Here is a 20,411-nt window from a genome sequence, read left to right as displayed (position 1 = left end):
CCCGGACGGCGCGGCCGCCCGGGCCCGGGCCGTCAGGGGCCGGTGAACAGGGGGTCCTCCCGGTCGGCGCCGTTGAGCGCGCGGCCCTGGTGCGGCGGGGGGCCGCCCGGGGCGGGGTGGCCGCCGGTGGTCGAGCCCGGCGTCCCGTTCGGGCCGGGGGCCGGATGCGGGACGGGGGCGCCGAGGGGGGCCGGCGCGCCGGGCTGGGCAGGGACGCCGCCCGGGACGCGGCCGCCGATGGGGGGCGGGCCCGGTGGCATGCCGGGCACCGGTGCGGTGCCGGGGGCGCCGGAGGGCGGCGCGCCGGGCGGAGGCGCCGGGTGGCCGCCGCCTGACATCCGGCCGCCGGGCGGGAAGTTGGACGACAGCGTGTTGTGGGTGAGCTGGTCGATCTGCCGGCGGGCGCGGTCGGCCTCGGCGCGGGCGGCGTCGCGCTCCTCGGCGAGGGCGGTCAGCGCGGCCTGCTGCTCGGCGACCGACTGCGACAGCTGCCGCAGCTGCACCGCCTGCTCGTTGATCTTGGTGTTGAGCTCGTCCCGTTCGCTCGTCGCGGCCTTGGCCTGCGCCAGTGCGGCGTCGCGCTCCTTGGCCGCCTCCTCGGCGCGGGCGTTGGCGCGCAGGGCCTCCGCCTCGGCCTCCGACTGTGCGCGCATGGCGGCGGTGCGCTCGGCCTCGGCCTTGCTGGCGGCCTGCATCGCGCGCTGCCGCTGGGCCTCGGTGTCGCGCATGGCGTTGCGCAGGTCCTCGGCGCCCTGCTTGGCGACCGCGGCCTCCACGCGCTGCGCCTCGGCGGTGCCCTCCGCCTCGGCGAGCTTGGCGTGCAGGCCGACGAGCTCGGCCCGCGCCGCCTCCAGCGCGGCGAGCAGCTCGCTCTCGCGGGCCGCGACCCGGTCGCGCTCGCTCTCGGCGGCGAGCTTGGCCGTCATGGACTGCTGCGCGATCTGGTGGGCCTCCTCCCACGCCTGCTGCGCGGCGTCGCGCTTGGCGGTGGCGAGCTTGGCCTCCTCGCGGGCGCGCCCGGCGTCCTGCTCGGCGGTCTCTGCGCGCTTGCGGGCGGAGGTGGCCTCGTGCCACGCCTCCTCGGCCTTGCGCTGGGAGGCGTCGCGCTCGCTCTGCGCGATGGCGAGCTCCCGGGCGGCCTCGGCGCGCACCTCGGCGACGCGGCGCTCCACGCCGGCGACGCTCAGCTCGGAGGTCAGCGAGTCGGCGAGCGCGTCGGCGGCCTTCTCCAGCCGCTCGACGATCTCCCATGCCGACGCGACCTGCCCGGTGAGGCCCGGCGCGTCCCGGCCGCGGTCGCGGCGCTCGCGCGCCTCGCGGGCGCAGGCGCCGTCGTTGTCCTGGCAGTAGCGGACGGTGCGGACGGCGCCGACCGCCTGGGGGACGGGCCGCCCACAGTTGGCGCACGGCCAGACCGTGACCGGGTCGCCCATGCGCGCGACCGCCGTCTCGGCGGACGCCCCGGGACCGGTGCCCTTGTCCCCCGAGCCTTCGGAGACCGCGCCCTGGGGAGCCGCGGCCGTCCCCTCGGGGCCGCTATTGTCGCGCTCTTCGCTGTTAGGCATGGAATGAACGATACGCACCCCCGCGCGTCACTGCAGTGACTTGGGTGGTACATGTGGAAGCGCCCACCCCGTCGGAAAGTGAGCGGCGAATTCGTCGGTCGCCCCGATGATGAGGTCGCGCGTGCCGGGCTCGCTGCCGCCGTGCCCGGCGTCCTCCACGATGTGGAACCTCGCCTCCGGCCAGGCCCGGTGCAGGTCCCACGCCTGCTCCGGCGGCGTCTTCACGTCGTAGCGCCCGTTCACGATCAGGGCGGGGATGTGCCGGATGCGGTCCACGCCCGCGAGCAGGCCCCCGGCCGGCAGGAAGCCCCCGTTCGCGATGTAGTGGTGCATGATGCGGGCGAACGCCACCAGGACCCCGTCGTCCAGCTCCGGCGGCGGGACGGGCAGGAGCGTGTTGGCCGCCAGCTCCCAGGCGCCCCACGCGCGGGCGGCCGGGACGTGCACGGCAGGGTCGGGGTCGCCGACGCGGCGGCCGTACGCGGCCAGCAGGTCGTCCTGCTCGGAGGGCGGGATCGCGTCCCGGAACGCCGCCCACTCGGCCGGGAAGAGGCGTGCCGCGCCCGTCGGCGCCAGTCCCCACTCCTCGTCGGAGGGGCGGACGAGCCAGATGCCGCGCAGTACCATCGCGCCGACGCGGTCCGGATGGGCCTGCGCGTACGCGAGCGCGAGGGTGCTGCCCCAGCTGCCGCCGAACACGAGCCAGCGCTCGATCGACAGGTGCTCGCGAAGCCGCTCGATGTCGGCCACGAGATGCGGCGTGGTGTTGTGCTCCAGCGACACGGCCGGGTCGCCGGCGAAGGGCAGGCTCCGGCCGCAGTTGCGCTGGTCGAACAGCACGATGCGGTACCGGGACGGGTCGAAGAACCGCCGCTGGTCGGGCAGCACCCCTCCCCCGGGCCCGCCGTGCAGCACCACCGCGGGCACCCCCTCCGGGTTGCCGCAGATCTCCCAGTGGATGCGGTTGCCGTCACCGACGTCGAGGAGACCGGAGTCGTACGGCTCGATCGGGGGGTAGAACTCGCGCAGCGCCATGCCCCAGTATCACCCGAATGTGATCATGCCCCGCACCGCCGGCTAGAGCTGGGCCATCGCCTTCCGGATGCGCTTGTCGGAGACGGGGAAGCGGGTGCCGATCTGCTGGGCGAAGAGGCTGACCCGCAGCTCCTCCAGCATCCACCGGACCTGCCGGGCCGGCTCCTCCTCGCGGCGGGACGGGTGGAGGCGGCGCAGCGCCTGCTCGTACTCCTGCGCCAGGACGTCGACCTGGTGCGCGAGCATGCGGTCGCGCCCCGGGTTCTCGGGGAGCTTGTCGAGCCTGACCTGCAGGGCGCGCAGGTAGCGCGGCAGATCGGGCAGCCGGGCCCACCCGGTCGCGGTGACGAACCCCGGATGGACGAGCGTGCCGAGGTGGCCGCGGATGTCGGTGAGCGCCGGGACGAGGGTGAGGCTCGCCGTGCCGCGCAGCCGGCGGTCGAGCTCGTGCGCCTCGGCGAGGATCCGCTCGACGAGGGCGACGATCTGGGCCGTGGCGTCGTGCAGGTCGGCGCGGACCCGGTCGTACAGGGCGCGGAAGGCGTCCTCGTCCCACGCGGGCCCGCCCGCCTCGGCGATGAGCCGGTCGGCGGCGGCCGTGACGCAGTCGTCGAAGAGCGCCGCGACGGAGCCGTGCGGGTTGTGGCTGAGCGCGAGCTTGCCCTTGTTGGTCAGACGGCCCTGGATGAGCTTCACCGGGGACGGCGCGTTCAGCAGGATCAGCCGCCGCGTGCCGAGCCACATCGCGCGGCGCTGCTCGGCCTCGGTCTCGTACATGCGGACGGCGACGGTGTCGCCCTCGTCGGTGAGCGCCGGATACGCCTTGACGTCGTAGCCGGCCTGGTTGCGCTCGTAGGTGCGGGGCAGCTCGCCGATGGTCCACGCGGTGAGCCCGGACCGCTCGATCGTGGACGCCGCCTTGGACAGCGTCCCGCGCACCTTCCCGGCGAGGCGGCGTTTCAGCTCGTCCAGGTCGGTGCCCTCGCCGAGGGTGCGGCCCGCGCCGTCCACGACCCGGAACGTGATGCGCAGGTGGGCGGGCAGCCGGGACGGGTCCCACGCCTCCCGCGCGACGGGCACGCTCGTCAGCGCGGTCAGCTCGCGCTCCAGGGCGTCCAGGAGCGGTTCGGTGCGCGGCGCGACCCGGTCGAGGATCTTGCGGGCGTAGTCGGGCGCCGGGACGAAGTTGACCCGCAGCTGCTTCGGCAGCGACCGGATCAGCTCGGTCACCAGCTCGGTGCGCAGTCCGGGCACCTGCCAGTCGAAGCCGTCCGGCCGCACCTGGTTGAGGACCTGGACGGGGATGTGCACGGTGACGCCGTCGGCGTCGGCGCCGGGCTCGAACTGGTAGGTGAGCCGGAGCCGCAGCGCGCCCTGCTTCCACGCGTCCGGGTAGTCGGACTCGCTGACGCCGCCCGCCGACTCGTTGATGAGCATCGACTTCTCGAACCCGAGCAGGTCGGGATCGGTGCGCCGGGCCTGCTTCCACCAGGCGTCGAAATGCCGCCCGGAGACGACGTCCTCGGGGATCCGCGCGTCGTAGAAGTCGAAGAGGGTCTCGTCGTCGACGAGGATGTCGCGGCGCCGGGCGCGGTGCTCCAGCTCCTCCACCTCGTCCAGGAGCGCGCGGTTGTCGTGGAAGAAGCGGTGGTGGGTCTCCCAGTCGCCCTCGACGAGGGCGTGCCGGATGAACAGCTCGCGCGACAGCGCCGGGTCGATGGCGCCGTAGTTGACGCGGCGGTCGGCGACGATCGGCACCCCGTAGAGGGTGACCTTCTCGCGCGCCATGACGGCCGCCTGCTTCTTCGACCAGTGCGGCTCGCTGTAGTTGCGCTTCACCAGGTGCCGGGCGAGGGGCTCGATCCACTCGGGCTCGATCCTGGCGTTGATCCGCCCCCACAGCCGGGACGTCTCGACCAGTTCCGCCGACATGACCCAGCGCGGCGGCTTCTTGAACAGCGACGACCCGGGGAACACCGCGAACTTCGCGCCCCGGGCGCCCAGGTACTCCTGCCCGCGCCGCGGCTTGTCCTTCTTCTCGGCGTCCAGCAGGCCGATGTGCGAGAGCAGGCCGGCGAGAAGCGAGGTGTGGATGCGGTCGGGCGGCGCATCGGCGGTGTTGAGCGTGACGCCGAGGGACTTGGCGACCTGCTTGAGCTGGCCGTGGAGGTCCTGCCACTCGCGGATGCGCAGGTAGTGCAGGAACTCGTTCTTGCACATGCGGCGGAACGCGCTGCCCGACAGCTCGTTCTGCTGCTCGCGCAGGTAGTTCCACAGGTTCAGGTAGGCGAGGAAGTCAGAGCCGGGGTCGGCGAACCTGCGGTGCCGCTCGTCGGCGGCCTGCTGGTGCTCGGCCGGGCGCTCGCGCGGGTCCTGGATGGACAGCGCCGCCGCGATGATCAGCACCTCGCGGACGCAGCCGTTGCGGTCGGCCTCCAGGATCATCCGCCCGAGCCGGGGGTCGACGGGCAGCTGGGCGAGCCGGCGGCCGAGCGGGGTGAGGCGCTTGCGGGGGTCCTTCTCGGCCGGGTCGACGGCGCCGAGCTCGTGCAGCAGGTCGACGCCCGCCTTGACGTTGCGGCGGTCCGGCGGCTCCACGAACGGGAACGCGGCGATGTCGCCGAGGCCGAGCGCGGTCATCTGCAGGATGACCGACGCGAGGTTCGTCCGCAGGATCTCCGGTTCGGTGAACTCCGGGCGGGACTCGAAGTCCTCCTCGGAGTAGAGCCGGATGCACACGCCCTCGGAGACGCGGCCGCAGCGGCCCTTGCGCTGGTTCGCCGACGCCTGCGAGACCGGCTCGATCGGGAGCCGCTGCACCTTCAGGCGGTGGCTGTAGCGGGAGATGCGCGCGGTGCCGGGGTCGACGACGTACTTGATGCCGGGGACGGTCAGCGACGTCTCGGCGACGTTCGTGGCGAGCACGACCCGCCGCCCGCGGTGCGGCTTGAACACCCGGTGCTGCTCGTCCGACGACAGCCGCGCGTACAGCGGCAGGACCTCGGTCGCCGCCCTCCGCCGGGTGAAGTGCTTGGTGAGCGCGTCGGCGGTGTCGCGGATCTCCCGCTCGCCGCTGAGGAACACCAGCACGTCGCCGGGGGCCTCGCGGCCCAGTTCGTCCACCGCGTCGACGATCGCCTGGACCTGGTCGCGGTCGGGGTCGGCCGACGGGTCGTCGGGGTCGGTGACGGGGCGGTACCTGACCTCGACCGGATAGGTGCGCCCGGACACCTCCACGATCGGCGCGTCGCCGAAGTGCGCGGAGAACCGCTCCGGGTCGATCGTCGCCGAGGTGATGATCACCTTGAGGTCGGGGCGGCGGGGCAGGATCTCCTTGACGTAGCCGAGGAGGAAGTCGATGTTCAGGCTGCGCTCGTGCGCCTCGTCGATGATGAGCGTGTCGTACTGGCGCAGCAGCCGGTCGGTCTGGATCTCGGCGAGCAGGATGCCGTCGGTCATCAGCTTCACGAGGGTGTCGTCGCTCGACCGGTCGGTGAAGCGGACCTTGTAGCCGACGGCGTCGCCGAGCTCGGTGCCGAGCTCCTCGGCGATGCGGTCGGCGACCGTCCGCGCGGCGAGCCGGCGCGGCTGGGTGTGGCCGATGGAGCCCTGCACGCCCCGGCCCAGTTCGAGGCAGATCTTAGGGATCTGGGTGGTCTTGCCGGAGCCGGTCTCGCCCGCGACGATCACCACCTGGTGGTCGCGGACCGCGGCGAGGATGTCGTCCTTCTTCTGCGACACCGGCAGCTGCGCCGGATAGGTGATCGCGGGCATGGCGAGGCGCCGCCGCTCGACCCGCCGTTCGGCGGCCTCGACGTCGGCGGCGATCTCCTCGGCGACCCTGGCCCGGCGCCCGGCGTCGCGCATCTTCTGCACGCCGTCGATCCTGCGGCGCAACCGGTGCTGGTCGCGCAGCATCAACTGCGGCAGGCGCGCGCGCAGGCCGGCGAGCGGCGATTCCACACTCGTCCCCATAACCATCGACAAGGATAGGGTTCCAGGCCTCGCGGGCCCCGCTCACCCCACACAACCTTCGCACCGTAGCCGGAACGCCCGGCACGAGGCGATCCATTATCCGGGGGTTACAACGCCGCGCCGGGAACGCGCATTCCGCTCTCCCCCGGGCCACGCCCCGCACCTGATCCTTCACCCAAAGCCACTGCACCGGGCCCCCGCCCTCGTTCATGATGGGGAGGCGTGGAGACCCCGACCGCCGCCGGCCGCTACCGGATCGACAGCCACCTCGGCTCGGGCGGCTTCGCCTCGGTCTGGCTGGGGCACGATCCCGACCTCGACTCCCCGGTCGCGATCAAGATCCTGGCCGGGCACTGGACGCTGCGCACCGACGTTCGCGAACGGTTCGTCCAGGAGGCGCGGCTGCTGCGCCGCGCCGACTCGCACCGGCTGGTGCAGGTCTTCGACATCGGCGAGCTGCCCGACGGGCGGCCCTACTTCGTCATGACCTACGCCGACCGCGGCACGCTGGCCGAGCGGCTCGCCGGCGGGCCGCTCCCCGCGGCCGAGGCGCTGCGCACCGCCCAGGAGATCATCCGCGGCGTGCAGGAGCTGCACGACCTCGGCATCGTGCACCGCGATCTGAAGCCGTCCAACGTGCTGCTGCGCTCGACGCCCGGCGGCGGCGAGCGCATCATGATCGCCGACCTCGGCATCGCGCGGACCGGGGAGCACCTGTCGAGACTGACGCTGCCGGCCGGCTCGCCCGGCTACATGGCGCCCGAGCAGACGCAGGTGGACGGGGCGCCCGACCGCCGCGCGGACGTCTACGGCCTCGGCGCGCTGACCCACCACCTGCTGACCGGGGAGCCGCCCGCCGTGCCGCCGCGCCCGCCCGCCGAGACCCGGGCCTCGATCCCGTCCAGCGTGGACGCGGCCGTGCTGCGCGCGCTGGAGCCCGACCGGGAGAGGCGCTGGGCGTCCGCGGCGGAGTTCGGGGAGGCGCTGGCGCGGGCCGCCGGGACCACGCGCACCGATGCCCTCGCACCGGGAAGTCGCACGCCGCGAAGGCGCCCGCGCGGTCGGCGGGCGTTCGCGGGCGCCGGGGCGGCCGCGGCGCTGGCCGCGGCCGCCGTCGCGTTCTGGCTCCCCCACGGGGGAGACGGCGGCGCGAAGCCGCAGGACCGGACCGGGCAGTGGCTGCGCGCGGGATCCGACATCCCCGCGCGCTACCGGGACCTGATCGTGCAGGCCGGGACGTGGTGCGAGATGCGCGGGCTGAGCCCGGCTCTGATCGCGGCGATGCTGAGGGCGGAGAGCGGCTTCGACCCGCACCTGTCCGACCCGGCGCACGACGAGTACGGCATCGCCCGGTGGACGCCGCGCGTGCTGGTGTTCTGGCAGCCCGGCGGGCTCGACAACCCCGAGCCGAAGCCCGCCCAGATCACGCCGGAGCTCTCGATCCCCGCGATGGGCCGGTTCCTGTGCTACTGGGGCAAGGACCTGAAGAACGTCCCGGGCGACCCGGCGCTGAACCTCGCCGCCGCCTACCGGAGTTCGTCGAAGACGGTCGTGAAGGCGGGCGGCGTCCCGGCGAGGTTCCGGCCGTACACCGAGAAGGTCCGCCGGTACATGGACGACTACCGTCCGCGCTGAGGCGCCGGTCAGCCCGCCCCGTACACCGGTTCGGGCGCGGGGGCCTTCGCCAGGAGGTCCTTGACCACGTCGCCGACCTCGGCCGGGTCCCACCGCGCGCCCTTGTCCGCCGCGGGGCCGTGGCGGAAGGCGTCCATCACGCAGATCCTGCCTCCCTCCGCCTCGAAGACCCGCCCGGTGACGTCCCGCGACTGCGCGGAGCCGAGCCAGACGACGAGCGGCGAGACGTTCTCGGGCGCCATGGCGTCGAACTCGCCCTCGGCCGGGGCGGCCATCGTCTGCGCGAAGACCTCCTCGGTCATCCGGGTGCGGGCGGCGGGGGCGATCGCGTTGACCGTCACGCCGTACCGGCCGAGCTCGGCGGACGCCACGAGGGTGAGCCCGACGATGCCCGCCTTCGCGGCGGAGTAGTTGCCCTGGCCGACGCTGCCGAGCAGCCCGGCGCCGGAGGAGGTGTTGACGACGCGCGCGTCCACGGCGCGGCCGGCCTTGCTCTCGGCCCGCCAGTACCGCCCGGCGTGCTTGAGCGGCAGGAAGTGGCCCTTGAGGTGGACGCGCATGACGGCGTCCCACTCGTCCTCGCCGAGGTTGACCAGCATCCGGTCGCGCAGGAACCCGGCGTTGTTGACGAGGGTGTCCAGCCGGCCGAACGTGCCGGTCGCCGCGGCGACCAGCGCGGCGGCGCCCTCGTCGGTGGCGATGTCGTCGGTATTGGCGACGGCCCGCCCGCCGAGGGCCTCGATCTCCCGGACCACGTCGTGGGCGGGGCCCTCGGAGGCGGCCCCGGTGCCGTCGCGGGCGACGCCGAGGTCGTTGACCACGACGAGGGCGCCCTGGCGCGCGAACTCCAGCGCGTGCGCCCGGCCGAGGCCGCGTCCGGCGCCGGTGACGGCGACCACCCGGTCCTTGCAGATCATCGCGATTCCTCCTTGTTGACGGTGGCGGCGTCCAGGAACGCGGGGCGCTCTCCCCCGCCGTGCACCTGCATCGACGAGCCGGTCACGTAGGACGCCAGGTCGGACGCCAGGAACACGCACGCGGCGCCGATGTCGTAGGGGTCGGCGAGGCGGCCGAGCGGGACGGTCCTCGCCACCGCCGCGACGCCGTCCTCGTCCCCGTAGTGCAGGTGCGACAGCTCGGTGCGGACCATGCCGAGGATCAGCGTGTTGACCCGGATGTGCGGCGCCCACTCGACCGCCAGCGACTGGGTGAGGTTGTGCAGCCCGGCCTTCGCGGCGCCGTAGGCGGCGGTGCCGGGCGACGGCCGCACCCCGCTCACGCTGCCGATGTTGATGACCGAGCCGCCGCCCCGCTCCATGATCCGCGGCCGCAGCGCCCTGGCCATGATCAGCGGCGCCGTCAGGTTCAGCTCCATGATCTTGACGTGGGTGCGCAGCGAGCCGTCCGCCACCGGCAGGTAGGGGGCGCCGCCCGCGTTGTTGACGAGCACGTCCACGCTGTCGAGGCCGTCCGCGAACGCCTGCACGGCGTCGGGGTCGCGCACGTCCAGCGAGACGAACCGCGCGGCCCGCCCGCCCGCCTCGGGCACCGCCTCCGGCTCGCGGCGGGCGACCGCGACCACGTCCGCGCCCGCCTCCAGGAAGGCGCGGCTGATGCCGGCGCCCACCCCGCGCACGCCCCCGGTCACCACGACGGTCCGGCCCGCCAGGTCGAGCGTCAGTGACATGCCGCCTCCGGCCGCGTATGACATGCCGCCTCCGGCTCCGGTGACATTCCGCCTCCTCCGTGCGCCTCTGCTACCTTCTGTTCTAACAAATGTTTGGTGGAAAGGTAGCGCATGGGAGTCTCCACCACGACCCTGGACGGGGTCGCCGAGATCGTCGTGGACGCGCCGCCGGTCAACGCCCTGACCGTCGCGGGCTGGTACGAGCTGGCCGACGCGGTGCTCGCGGCGGGCCGCGACCCCGGGGTCGGCGCCGTCGTGCTCCGCGCCGAGGGCCGGGGCTTCAACGCGGGCGTCGACATCAAGGAGATGCAGAGCACCGAGGGCCACGCCGCGCTGGTCGGCGCCAACCGGGGCTGCTTCGCGGCGTTCGCCGCCGTCTACGACTGCGAGGTCCCGGTCGTGGCCGCGGTGCACGGCTTCTGCCTCGGCGGCGGGGTCGGCCTCGCCGGCAACGCCGACATCGTGATCGCCTCGCGGGACGCCTACTTCGGGCTGCCCGAGGTGGACCGGGGCGCGCTCGGCGCGGCCACCCACCTGGCCCGGCTCGTCCCGCAGCACCTGATGCGCGCGATGGTCTACACGTGCCGCAACGTCACGGCCGAGGAGCTGCACCACCACGGCTCGGTCCTGGAGGTCGTCCCGGCGGAGGAGCTGCGCGCCAAGGCGATGGAGGTCGCCGCGGGCATCGCCGCCAAGGACCGGTACGTGATCCGGCGCGCCAAGGAGTCGCTGAACGGCATCGACCCGGTCGACGTCAAGCGCAGCTACCGCTACGAGCAGGGCTTCACGTTCGAGCTGAACCTCGTCGGCGCTGGCGACGAGCACCGCGACGCCTTCGTCTCCAAGGGGGCTTGATGAGTTCCAAGGTGATGTCCGTCGAGGAGATCGCGGGGTCGCTGGAGAGCGGCATGACGCTCGGGATCGGCGGCTGGGGCTCGCGGCGCAAGCCGATGGCGCTGGTGCGGGCGATCCTGCGCTCGCCCGTCACCGACCTCACCGTGGTCTCCTACGGGGGGCCGGACGTGGGGCTGCTGTGCGCGGCGGGCAAGGTCCGCCGGCTGGTCACCGCGTTCGTGACCATGGACTCGATCCCGCTGGAGCCGCACTTCCGGCAGGCGCGCCAGTCCGGGGCCGTCGAGCTGACCGAGTACGACGAGGGCATGTTCATGTTCGGGCTGTACGCGGCGGCGCACCGGCTGCCGTTCCTGCCCACCCCGGTCGGCCTCGGCTCGGACGTGATGAGGGTCAACCCGGAGCTGCGGACGGTCCGGTCGCCCTACGAGGACGGGCAGGAGCTCGTCGCCGTCCCCGCCCTGCGGATGGACGCGGCGCTGGTGCACATGAACCGCGCCGACGCGCGCGGCAACGCCCAGTACCTCGGCCCCGACCCGTACATGGACGACCTGTTCGCCAAGGCGGCGGACCGGACGTACGTCTCGTGCGAGCGGCTCGTCGACACGGCCGACTTCGCCAAGGAGGGGCCGGTGCAGTCGCTGCTGATCAGCCGCTCCCAGGTGGCGGGCGTGGTGGAGACGCCGAACGGCGCGCACTTCACCGACTGCCTTCCCGACTTCGGGCGGGACGAGGCGTTCCAGAAGCTGTACGCGCAGTCGGCGGCCGATCCGGACAAGTGGGCGGCGTTCAGCGAGCGGTTCCTGTCCGGCGACGAGGCCGCCTACCAGGACGCGGTCCGGGTCTGGCGGGAGGAGGCGCGATGAGCGAGGTGACCAGGGCCGAGGTGTGCGCGGCCGCGTGCGCGGACCTGTTCCGGGGCGACGGCGAGATCGTCGCCGCGGCGGTGGCGGGGTTCGTGCCGATGCTGGGGTCCCGGCTGGCGCGGGCGACGTTCGAGCCCGACCTGCTGACGACCGACGGCGGGCCGTCGCTGAGCGCCGAGCCCGTCCCGCTCGGCGGGCCGGCCGGGACCGTCGAGGGCTGGCTGCCCTTCCGCGACCACCTGTGGCTCGTCCTGAACGGGCGGCGGCACGTGGTGATGGGGCCGAGCCAGATCGACGCGCACGGCAACACCAACATCTCCTGCATCGGCGACTGGAAGCAGCCCACCCGGCAGCTCCTCGGAGTGCGGGGCGGGCCGGGCAACACGCTGCTGAACACGACGAGCTACTGGGTGCCGAACCACTCGGCGCGCGTGTTCACCGAGAAGGTCGACATGGTGAGCGGCGTCGGCTGGGACCGCGGCGCGCACGAGATCCGCGCCGTGGTCACCAACCTGGCCGTCCTCGACTTCGACACCCCTGACAAGCGGATGCGGCTGCGCTCGGTGCACCCCGGCGTGCGCGTCGACGACGTGCTCGCGGCGACCGGATTCGAGCTGGCCGTCCCGGGCGAGGTGCCCGAGACGCGGCTGCCGGACGGCGAGGAACTGCGGATCATGCGCGAGGTCCTGGACCCGAAGGGGCTGCGGGAGCGCGAGGTCCCAGCATGAGCGAAGCGAACCGGGGGGTGCGGGGGGTCGTCCCCCCGCAAGGAGCAGGCATGAGCGAAGCGAACCGGGGGGTGCGGGGGGTCGTCCCCCCGCAAGGAGCAGGCATGAGCGAAGCGAACCGGGGGGTGCGGGGGGTCGTCCCCCCGCAAGGAGCAGGCATGAGCGAACCGAACCGAGAGGGCGCCGCCCCGCAAGGAGCAGGTATCAGCGAGGCGGACACGGGGCAGGTGCTCGACACCCCGCTGACCCGGCTGACCGGAGTGCGGCACCCCGTCGTGCAGACCGGCATGGGGTGGGTGGCCGGTCCGCGGCTCGTCACGGCGGTGGCGAACGCGGGAGGGCTCGGCGTCCTGGCGTCGGCGACCATGACGCTCGACCAGCTCGCGGAAGCGATCCACGAGGTCAAGGACCGCACGGACGCCCCGTTCGGCGTCAACCTGCGGGCCGACGCCGGGGACGCGGGCGACCGCATCGACCTGCTAATCAAGGAGGACGTGAAGGTCGCCTCGTTCGCGCTCGCGCCGAAGCGCGAGCTGATCGCCAAGCTGAAGGACGCCGGGCTCGTGGTGATCCCCTCGGTCGGCGCGCGGCGGCACGCGGAGAAGGTCGCGGGGTGGGGCGCCGACGCCGTCCTGGTGCAGGGCGGCGAGGGCGGCGGGCACACCGGCCCCGTCGCCACCACGCTGCTGCTCCCCCAGGTCGTGGACGCCGTCGACATCCCGGTCATCGCGGCCGGAGGCTTCTTCGACGGGCGCGGCCTCGCCGCCGCGCTCGCCTACGGCGCGGCGGGCGTCGCGATGGGCACCCGGTTCCTGCTGACGTCCGACAGCTCGGTGCCCGACGCGGTCAAGCAGGTCTACCTCAGGACGGGCGAGACCGTGGTGACGCGGCAGGTGGACGGGATGCCGCACCGGGTGCTGCGCAGCGAGCTGGTCGACACGCTGGAGGGCTCCGGCCGGATCGGCGGGCTGGTCCGGGCGCTGCGCAACGGCGCGCGGTTCAAGAAGCTGTCCGGCATGTCGTGGCGCGAGATGATCGCCGACGGCAGGGCGATGAAGCACGGCAAGGACCTGTCGTGGTCGCAGGTCCTGATGGCCGCCAACACCCCCATGCTGCTGAAGGCCGCCATGGTGGACGGCAGGCCCGACCTCGGCGTGATGGCGTCCGGCCAGGTCGTCGGCGTGATCGACGACCTGCCGGACTGCGCCGACCTGATCGGTGCGATCGTGCGGCAGGCGGCCCAGGCCATCGCCGCGCAGCAGGCGCACCTGGTGCGTCAGGCCCCCTAGCCCCGGCTAGGTCGCGTCGTCGCGGAGACCGCGCAGCACGGCCGCCAGCCCCCCGCGGAACTCCTCGTCGGGGCCGAGCAGGCGGGCGTGCCGCGCGGTCCGCGCCAGAAGGGGGAACTCGTCGGCGGGCAGCCCGGCGAGGGCGGCGGTCCCCTCCCCCGACAGCGCGCTCAGATGCTCCAGCTGGATCGCGCCGACGATGTGGGCGAGCAGCGCGCGCATCGCGATCGCCGCGCGCGGCCCCGTGAAGCCCGCGTCGGCGAGGATGCCCGCGACCGTCTCGCCCCAGCGCAGCGACCCCGCCGAATCGTGCCGGCGCGTGAGGGTCAGCGGGACGACCGACGCGTGGGCGCCGAAGGCCGCCCGCATCCGCAGCGCCATGGTCTCGATCCGGTCCTCCCAGCCGACGGCAGGATCGTCGCGGTCAAGTACGGCGAGCACGCCTAAGACCAGTGGACGGTCGACGAGCTGCTGGCCCTGGCCGCCCAGGCTACGTACCCCGGCCGGAAGGCGGCGAGGTGACCGCCCTCCGGCCGGGCCGCGGCTGAGCGTCAGCCCTTGACCGCCAGCACGAGCTTGCCGGTCGTGGAGCCGGACTCGATGCGCTCGTGCGCCTCGGCGGCCTGCTCCAGGGGCAGTTCCTCCACCTGGACCCGCAGGTCGCCCGAAGCGGCCGCGGCGACCGCGCGGCGCAGGGCGCGCCCCGCCTCGGCCGGTGCCACGCCCGCGAACGCCGCGAGGTTGAACCCGGACACGGTCTTGTTGGAGAACCACAGCTCGTTCGCCGGGACGCCCACGTCGTCCGCGCCGGACGCGTTGCCCATCACGACCATCCGGCCCATCGGGGCCAGGGCGTCCAGGCTGGCGCGGCGGGCCGGGCCGCCCACCATGTCCACCACGATGTCGAACCCGCGCCCGCCGGTGAGGCCGGCGACCTCGCCCGGCAGCGCGTCGCGCAGCACGACGTCGTCGTAGCCGAACCCGCGCGCCGCCTCGATCTTGGCGGGACCGCCGACCGTGCCGGCCACCCGGCCCGCGCCGAGCAGCCGGGCGGCCTGGCCGAGCTGGCTGCCGACGCCCCCGGCGGCCGCGTGCACCAGCACGGTCTCGCCCGGCTCGATGCGCGCGACGCGGTCCAGGACGAGGAACGCGGTGGCCCCGTTGGACGGGACGGCCGCCGCGACGTCCAGGCCGAGGCCGAGGCCGTCGAGCGGGGCGACGAGGTCGGCGGAGGTGACCGCGACCTCGGCGTAGCCGCCGCTGTCCACGATCGTCAGCGCGGCGACGGGCTGGCCCCTGCGCAGCCCCTCCACGTCGGGCCCGACCGCACGGATGTGCCCGGAGACCTCGATGCCGGGCACGAACGGCAGCGGCACATCCACGACGCCACGCCTGTACAGGACTTCGGCGAAGTTGGCGCCCGCGTACGCGACGTCGATGGACACCTGCCCCGGCCCCGGTTCGGGGGCGTCCACCTCGGCCTGGCGCAGCACGTCCGCGCCGCCGAACTCGGGGATCGTGACGGCCCGCATCAGTACCGCCCCCCGACGGCCGCGGGGACGCCGTCCAGCTCGGCGAGGTCGGCCTCGGTGAGGTCCAGGGCGGCGGCTCCGGCGTTGTCGCGCAGGTACTTCCGCTTCTTGGTGCCGGGGATCGGGATGACGTGCTCGCCCTGCGCCAGCGTCCAGGCGATGGCGACCTGCGCCGGGGTGGCGCCGTGCCGCGCGGCGACCGCCTTGACCACGTCGACGATGCGAAGGTTGGCCTTCAGCGCCTCCTCCTGGAAGCGCGGGTTGCCACCGCGGAAGTCGGTGTCCTCGAAGTCGGCGGCGGTGACCGTCCCGGTGAGGAAGCCGCGGCCGAGCGGCGAGAACGGCACGAAGGCCGCGCCGTGGGCGGCGCACCAGCCGACCACGTCGCCCGGTCCCTCCCCCGCTCCCGCGGTGTCGCCCGGCAAGGTGCCCGCGATCCCGCCGGGCGCGCCCATGGCGTCCCGGGTCCACAGCGACAGCTCCGACTGGACGGCCGCGACCGGGTGGATCGCGTGCGCCTCGGCGGCCTGCGCGACGCCGACCTCCGACAGGCCGAGGCTGCGCGCCTTGCCCTCGGCGACCAGTTCGGCCATGGCGCCCCAGGTGTCGGCGAGGGGCACCTCCGGGTCGACCCGGTGCAGGTAGTACAGGTCGATCACGTCCGTGCCGAGACGGCGCAGGCTGTCCTCGGCGGACGCCTTGACGTGCTCCGGCGTCCCGTTCCGCACGATGTTGCGGGTGGCCGGTGACTCCACGACGAGGCCCGTCTTGGTGGCGACGACCGCCTCGTCCCGGCGTCCCGCCAGCGCCCGCCCGACAAGCGTCTCGTTGTGGCCGTCGCCGTAGGGCTGCGCGGTGTCCAGGAACGTCACGCCGAGGTCGAGCGCCTCCCGGATCAGCGCCACCGAGGCGTCGTCGTCGCGTTCCGACTCGGTGTAGGCCCAGCTCATCCCCATGCAGCCGAGCCCCACGGCGCCCACCCGCGTCCCGGCGAACTCGCGCGTCCTCATGATGTCTCCTTCGTTCCTCATGAGGACGATCGTGCTGGACGGGCCGGAACGTAGACAGACTCCGCTCATCCTGGGTGTGGCACCACCACCCTGGACGGGGGCCGGGTCAGCCGGCGGCGGCGAGGCCGCGGCGCGCCATCAGCCGTTCGAGGCGCTCCTGCGTGCCGGTTCCGGGACGCGGGTTGTGCAGCACCAGGGAGTGGCCCGGGCGGTCGGCGAGCGGCAGCAGCGTGCCCTCGAAGACGAGCTCGCCCGCGTCCGGATGCCTGATGCCCTTGACCGCCTGCGCGTCCGCGCTCACCTCGTGGCGGGGCCACAGCTCCGCGAACTCGGGACTGACCGCCAGCAGGTCCGCGATGATCCGGTCGAACTCGGGGTCGCCCGGGTAGCGGGCGGCGTCGGCGCGGAACCGCGCCACGACGCCGGGTGCGGCGGCGGCCCAGTGGGTGTGCATCGACCGGTACCGAACGTTCGTGAAGTAGGTGACCAGGCAGTTGTGGTCGGTGTCGCCGTACCCGAACACCTCGCGGGCCGCGTCGTTGATCGCGACGAAGTTCCAGTGCCGGTCGCGGACGTAGGCGGGGCGCGGCGACCAGGCGTCCAGCACCCGCCGCAGCTCGGGCGTGATCGGGGCGGCCGGTCCCGCCTCCGCGCGCGGCGGGTTCAGCCCGGCGAGCAGGTACAGGTGCTCGCGCTCGGCCCGGTCCAGCCGCAGGGCGCGGGCGATCGCGTCGAGGACGTCCCCGGAGACCTTGATGTCGCGGCCCTGCTCCAGCCACGTGTACCAGGAGACCCCGACCCCCGCGAGCACCGCGACCTCCTCGCGGCGCAGGCCCGGCGTCCGGCGCCGTCCGCCGTCGGGCATGCCGACGTCGGCGGGGGTGAGCCGGGCGCGGCGGGTGCGCAGGAAGTCGCGCAGTTCTTCGCGGCGGCGGTCGGGGGCGGGGGTCCGGCTGGCCATGCCGCCACGATAGCCGCCGCTCCCCGGGGCGGCGCGGTCGGAGATCGCGTTGGACCTCAGGTCAGGCGATGGCGCCGGCGGAGCGGAGGGCCGCGATGGCCGCGTCGTCGCGGCCCAGCTCGCGCAGGACGGCGTCGGTGTGCTCCCCGAGCACCGGGATCGGGTCCATGCGGGGCTCGGCGCCGGCGAACGTGATCGGCGGGAGCAGCGCCCGGATGCCGCCGACCGGGGAGCCCACCTCCCGCCACCGGTCCCGCTCGGCGAGCTGCGGGTGGGCGACCAGGCCGTGCCCGTCGTTGAGGGTCGCGTTCGGCACGCCCGCCTCGTCGAGCCGCCTGAGCAGCTCGTCCCGTCCCATGCGGGACGTGACGGCGGCGACGAGCGCGTCCACCTTCTCCCGGTTGCCGACCCGCGCCCGGTTCGTCGCGAACTCGGGGTCGGTCACGAGGTCGGGCCGCTCCAGCACGCCGGCGGCCAGGGCGGCCCAGCCGCGGTCGTTCTGGACGCCGATCACCACGTCGACGCCGTCGGCCGTCGGATAGGCGTCGTACGGGGCGATCACCGGGTGGCTCAGCCGCGTGCGCGGCGGCGGGGAGCCGGTGTAGAGCGTCGTGTACATCGCCTGGCCCATCCACTCGGCGACCGCGTCGAACATCGTGACCTCGATCGAGGCGCCCTCGCCGGTGGTGCCGCGCCGCACGAGCGCGGCGAGCGTCCCGGAGAAGGCGTACATGCCGGCCGCGATGTCGGCCAGCGGCGAGCCCGCCTTCACGGGCGTCTCGGGCGTGCCGGTGACCGAGATCAGCCCCGCCTCGGCCTGGACGAGCATGTCGTAGGCGCGCTTGTCCCGGTACGGCCCGCGCGACCCGTATCCCGACATCTCGACCACGATCAGGCGCGGGTCGCGGGCCCGCAGCTCCTCCGCGCCGAACCCGAGCCGGGCGGCGGCACCGGGGGCGAGGTTCTGCAGGAAGACGTCCGCGCGCGCGACCAGTTCGGTGAGGACCGCCCGGCCCTCGGCCTGCTTGAGGTCGAGCGCGACCGACTCCTTCGACCGGTTGAGCCAGGCGAAGTGCGTGCCGAGGCCGCCGCGCACGCCCGTGTCGTACGCGCGGGCGAAGTCGCCGCCGTCCACGCGCTCCACCTTGACGACGCGGGCGCCCAGGTCGGCGAGCTGCCGCGTGGCGAACGGCGCCGCGACCGCCTGCTCCAGCGCGACGACGGTGATCCCTTCCAGCGGCAGCGGAGCGCCCGCCGCCGTCACCGGTCCTCCAGGAGCCTGCGGCCGATGATCATTTTCTGGATGTCGGCGGTGCCCTCGCCGATCAGCAGCATCGGGGCCTCCCGGTACAGGCGCTCGATCTCGTACTCCTTGGAGTAGGCATAGCCGCCGTGGATGCGGAACGCGTCCTCCACGACCTCCTTGCAGTACTCGCTGGCCAGGTACTTCGCCATCCCGGCCTCCAGGTCGTTGCGCTCGCCGGAGTCCTTGCGGCGCGCCGCCATCACCATCATCTGGTGCGCGGCCTCGACCTTGGTCGCCATCTCGGCCAGGCGGAACAGGACCGCCTGGTGCTCGGCGATCGGCCTGCCGAACGTCTCGCGCTGCCGCGCGTAGGCCAGGGCCAGCTCGTAGGCGCGCCGGGCCACACCGCAGCCGCGCGCCGCCACGTTGACGCGGCCGACCTCGACGCCGTCCATCATCTGGTAGAAGCCGCGCCCGGGCGCCCCGCCGAGGACCTGCGCGGCCGGGATCCGGTAGGAGTCGAAGACGAGCTCGGTGGTGTCGACGCCCTTGTACCCCATCTTGTCGATCTTGCCGGGGACGGTGAGGCCCGGCGCGACCTCGCCGAAGCCCGGGGTCTTGTCGACCAGGAACGTGGTCATGCCGCGGTGGCCCGCGCCCGGGTCGGTCTTGACCAGCACCGCCACCAGGTTCGCCGAGCCGCCGTTGGTCAGCCACATCTTCTGGCCGTCGACCACGTAGTCGTCTCCGTCCGGGACGGCGCGGGTCGTGATGGCGGAGACGTCCGAGCCGCAGCCCGGCTCCGACATCGAGAACGCGCCGCGGATCTCGCCGGACGCCATCCGCGGCAGGTAGTGCGCCCGCTGCTCGGCCGTGCCGTGCTGCGCGATCATCCACGCGCCGATGAAGTGGGTGTTGACGATGCCCGACACGCTCATCCAGCCGCGCGAGAGCTCCTCCACCACGAGCGCGTAGGTCAGCAGCGACTGGCCCAGCCCGCCGTGCTCCTCGCCGATCGTCAGGCCGAAGAGGCCGAGATCCCGCATCCCGTCCACGATCGCCTGCGGGTAGGCGTCGGCGTGCTCCAGCTCGGTCGCGACCGGCAGGATCTCCTTGTCGACGAACGTCCGGACGGTCGCGATGATCTCCCGCTGCTCGTCGGTCAGCCCGTGGGTCTGCTGCAGCCTGCTCACGTCCTGGATCCTCCCTAGCGGCCCTCGAAGCGCGGCGTGCGCCGCTCGGCGAACGCGGCCCGTCCCTCGGCGAAGTCGGCGCTGCCGAACAGGGCGGTCTGCTCCTCCCGCTCGGCGTCCAGCAGGCGGTCCAGGGCGTGGTCGGTGCGGGCGAGAAGGCGCTTGGCCGCGGCGACCGACAGCGGGGCGAGGGCGGCGGCCTCGGCGGCGAGCTCCAGGGCGGCGTCCAGGGCCTTGCCGGACGGGGCGAGGGAGTCGGCCAGGCCGATCTCGTAGGCGCGCTGGGCGGGCACGGTCCGCCCGAACACCAGCATCTCCTTGGCGCGGCCCGTGCCGACGCGATGCGGGAGCGTCCAGAGCAGCCCGCCGTCGGCGACGAGGCCGACCCTGCCGAACGCCGCGACGAACCGCGCGTCCTCGGCGGCGACCACGTGGTCGCACACGGCGGCGAGGGACACGCCGAGCCCGGCCGCGGCGCCCTCGACCGCCGCGATGAACGGCGTCCCGCAGGTGGTGATGATCCGGACGGCCTCGTGCACCGGGTCGAGCCGCGCCCGGACGGCGTCCGGGCCGGCGCCCTCCATCGAGCGGACGTCGCCGCCCGCCGAGAAGGTCCCCGCCGCGCCGGTCAGCACGACGGCGCGGACGCCTGCGTCGTCCGCGGCGCGACGCACCTCCGCCAGGAGCCGCTCGCGCATCGGGATGTCGATCGCGTTGCGAGCCTCGGGCCGGTTCAGCGTGACCACCCGCGCCGCGCCGTGGTCGGCGGTGGTGACCACGGAGCCGCGCGCCGGTTCGGGGTCCCGGTCGTCCATCAACCCTCCTGGAAATTTTTTA

At 74.1% G+C, this 20,411-nt stretch carries 17 protein-coding genes; 5 read left to right on the top strand and 12 right to left on the bottom strand.

Going from position 1 to position 20,411, the window contains the following annotated elements; genetic code table 11:
* Positions 1 to 32: 32 nt before the first annotated feature.
* The 3 genes from K4S16_RS40765 to hrpA are packed head-to-tail and all read right to left on the bottom strand — an operon-like array spanning position 33 to position 6,575.
* Entirely contained in the window at positions 33 to 1,565 is a 1,533-nt protein-coding gene (locus K4S16_RS40765; RefSeq protein WP_200842407.1) for a chromosome segregation ATPase, read from the bottom strand.
* A gap of 27 nt (positions 1,566 to 1,592) precedes the next feature.
* Positions 1,593 to 2,594, bottom strand: coding sequence for a prolyl aminopeptidase (gene pip, locus K4S16_RS40760; RefSeq protein ID WP_149264532.1), 1,002 nt, complete (start codon positions 2,592 to 2,594; stop codon positions 1,593 to 1,595).
* 48 nt (positions 2,595 to 2,642) lie between these two features.
* A complete protein-coding gene (gene hrpA / locus K4S16_RS40755; protein WP_149264464.1) occupies positions 2,643 to 6,575 on the bottom strand; it encodes an ATP-dependent RNA helicase HrpA in 3,933 nt (1,310 codons plus the stop codon).
* A 222-nt stretch (positions 6,576 to 6,797) separates the two neighbouring features.
* Here hrpA and K4S16_RS40750 point away from each other — a divergent pair, with 222 nt between their 5' ends.
* Complete coding sequence (locus tag K4S16_RS40750; RefSeq protein WP_149264463.1) at positions 6,798 to 8,210, top strand: serine/threonine-protein kinase; 1,413 nt, start codon at positions 6,798 to 6,800, stop codon at positions 8,208 to 8,210.
* An 8-nt stretch (positions 8,211 to 8,218) separates the two neighbouring features.
* Here the strand turns inward: K4S16_RS40750 and K4S16_RS40745 are convergent, their stop codons facing one another.
* Complete coding sequence (locus K4S16_RS40745; protein WP_149264462.1) at positions 8,219 to 9,127, bottom strand: SDR family oxidoreductase; 909 nt, start codon at positions 9,125 to 9,127, stop codon at positions 8,219 to 8,221.
* Positions 9,124 to 9,897, bottom strand: a complete 774-nt coding sequence (locus tag K4S16_RS40740; RefSeq protein ID WP_149264461.1) for an SDR family oxidoreductase — start codon at positions 9,895 to 9,897, stop codon at positions 9,124 to 9,126. Before K4S16_RS40740 ends, K4S16_RS40745 begins: the two co-directional genes overlap by 4 nt.
* A 111-nt stretch (positions 9,898 to 10,008) precedes the next feature.
* Between K4S16_RS40740 and K4S16_RS40735 the strand changes: the two genes are divergently transcribed.
* From K4S16_RS40735 to K4S16_RS40720, 4 genes are all read left to right on the top strand, one after another.
* Entirely contained in the window at positions 10,009 to 10,752 is a 744-nt protein-coding gene (locus tag K4S16_RS40735) for an enoyl-CoA hydratase family protein (RefSeq protein WP_149264460.1), read from the top strand.
* Positions 10,752 to 11,615, top strand: coding sequence for a CoA transferase subunit A (locus K4S16_RS40730; RefSeq protein ID WP_149264459.1), 864 nt, complete (start codon positions 10,752 to 10,754; stop codon positions 11,613 to 11,615). Before K4S16_RS40735 ends, K4S16_RS40730 begins: the two co-directional genes overlap by 1 nt.
* Positions 11,612 to 12,343: a CoA-transferase subunit beta gene (locus K4S16_RS40725; protein WP_149264458.1), complete on the top strand. Its 732-nt coding sequence runs from the start codon at positions 11,612 to 11,614 to the stop codon at positions 12,341 to 12,343. The genes K4S16_RS40730 and K4S16_RS40725 overlap by 4 nt, the downstream gene beginning before the upstream one ends.
* Before the next feature lie 158 nt (positions 12,344 to 12,501).
* Positions 12,502 to 13,632 (top strand): nitronate monooxygenase family protein, encoded by a 1,131-nt coding sequence (locus tag K4S16_RS40720; RefSeq protein WP_149264457.1) that lies wholly within the window; start codon positions 12,502 to 12,504, stop codon positions 13,630 to 13,632.
* A gap of 6 nt (positions 13,633 to 13,638) precedes the next feature.
* Here K4S16_RS40720 and K4S16_RS40715 read toward each other — a convergent pair whose 3' ends face one another.
* From K4S16_RS40715 to K4S16_RS40685, 7 genes are all read right to left on the bottom strand, one after another.
* Complete coding sequence (locus tag K4S16_RS40715; protein WP_200842406.1) at positions 13,639 to 14,073, bottom strand: TetR/AcrR family transcriptional regulator C-terminal domain-containing protein; 435 nt, start codon at positions 14,071 to 14,073, stop codon at positions 13,639 to 13,641.
* Positions 14,074 to 14,183: 110 nt separating this feature from the next.
* Positions 14,184 to 15,164: a zinc-binding dehydrogenase gene (locus tag K4S16_RS40710; protein ID WP_149264456.1), complete on the bottom strand. Its 981-nt coding sequence runs from the start codon at positions 15,162 to 15,164 to the stop codon at positions 14,184 to 14,186.
* Entirely contained in the window at positions 15,164 to 16,174 is a 1,011-nt protein-coding gene (locus tag K4S16_RS40705) for an aldo/keto reductase (RefSeq protein WP_149264455.1), read from the bottom strand. Before K4S16_RS40705 ends, K4S16_RS40710 begins: the two co-directional genes overlap by 1 nt.
* A gap of 106 nt (positions 16,175 to 16,280) precedes the next feature.
* Positions 16,281 to 17,135, bottom strand: coding sequence for a helix-turn-helix transcriptional regulator (locus K4S16_RS40700; protein WP_149264454.1), 855 nt, complete (start codon positions 17,133 to 17,135; stop codon positions 16,281 to 16,283).
* A 61-nt stretch (positions 17,136 to 17,196) separates the two neighbouring features.
* A complete protein-coding gene (locus tag K4S16_RS40695; protein WP_149264453.1) occupies positions 17,197 to 18,399 on the bottom strand; it encodes a CaiB/BaiF CoA-transferase family protein in 1,203 nt (400 codons plus the stop codon).
* The gene (locus K4S16_RS40690; protein WP_149264452.1) at positions 18,396 to 19,574 is read right to left on the bottom strand and encodes an acyl-CoA dehydrogenase family protein; all 1,179 of its coding nucleotides are present in this window, start codon (positions 19,572 to 19,574) and stop codon (positions 18,396 to 18,398) included. The genes K4S16_RS40695 and K4S16_RS40690 overlap by 4 nt, the downstream gene beginning before the upstream one ends.
* A 14-nt stretch (positions 19,575 to 19,588) precedes the next feature.
* Complete coding sequence (locus tag K4S16_RS40685; RefSeq protein ID WP_149264451.1) at positions 19,589 to 20,389, bottom strand: enoyl-CoA hydratase/isomerase family protein; 801 nt, start codon at positions 20,387 to 20,389, stop codon at positions 19,589 to 19,591.
* Between the last annotated feature and the right edge of the window lie 22 nt (positions 20,390 to 20,411).

Origin of the sequence: Actinomadura sp. K4S16, from assembly GCF_008327685.1 — a bacterium.
In the GTDB taxonomy this organism is placed as follows: Bacteria; Actinomycetota; Actinomycetes; order Streptosporangiales; family Streptosporangiaceae; genus Spirillospora.
Note: the sequence above shows the minus strand (reverse complement) of the source record. Positions and strands in the feature narration are given on the sequence as shown.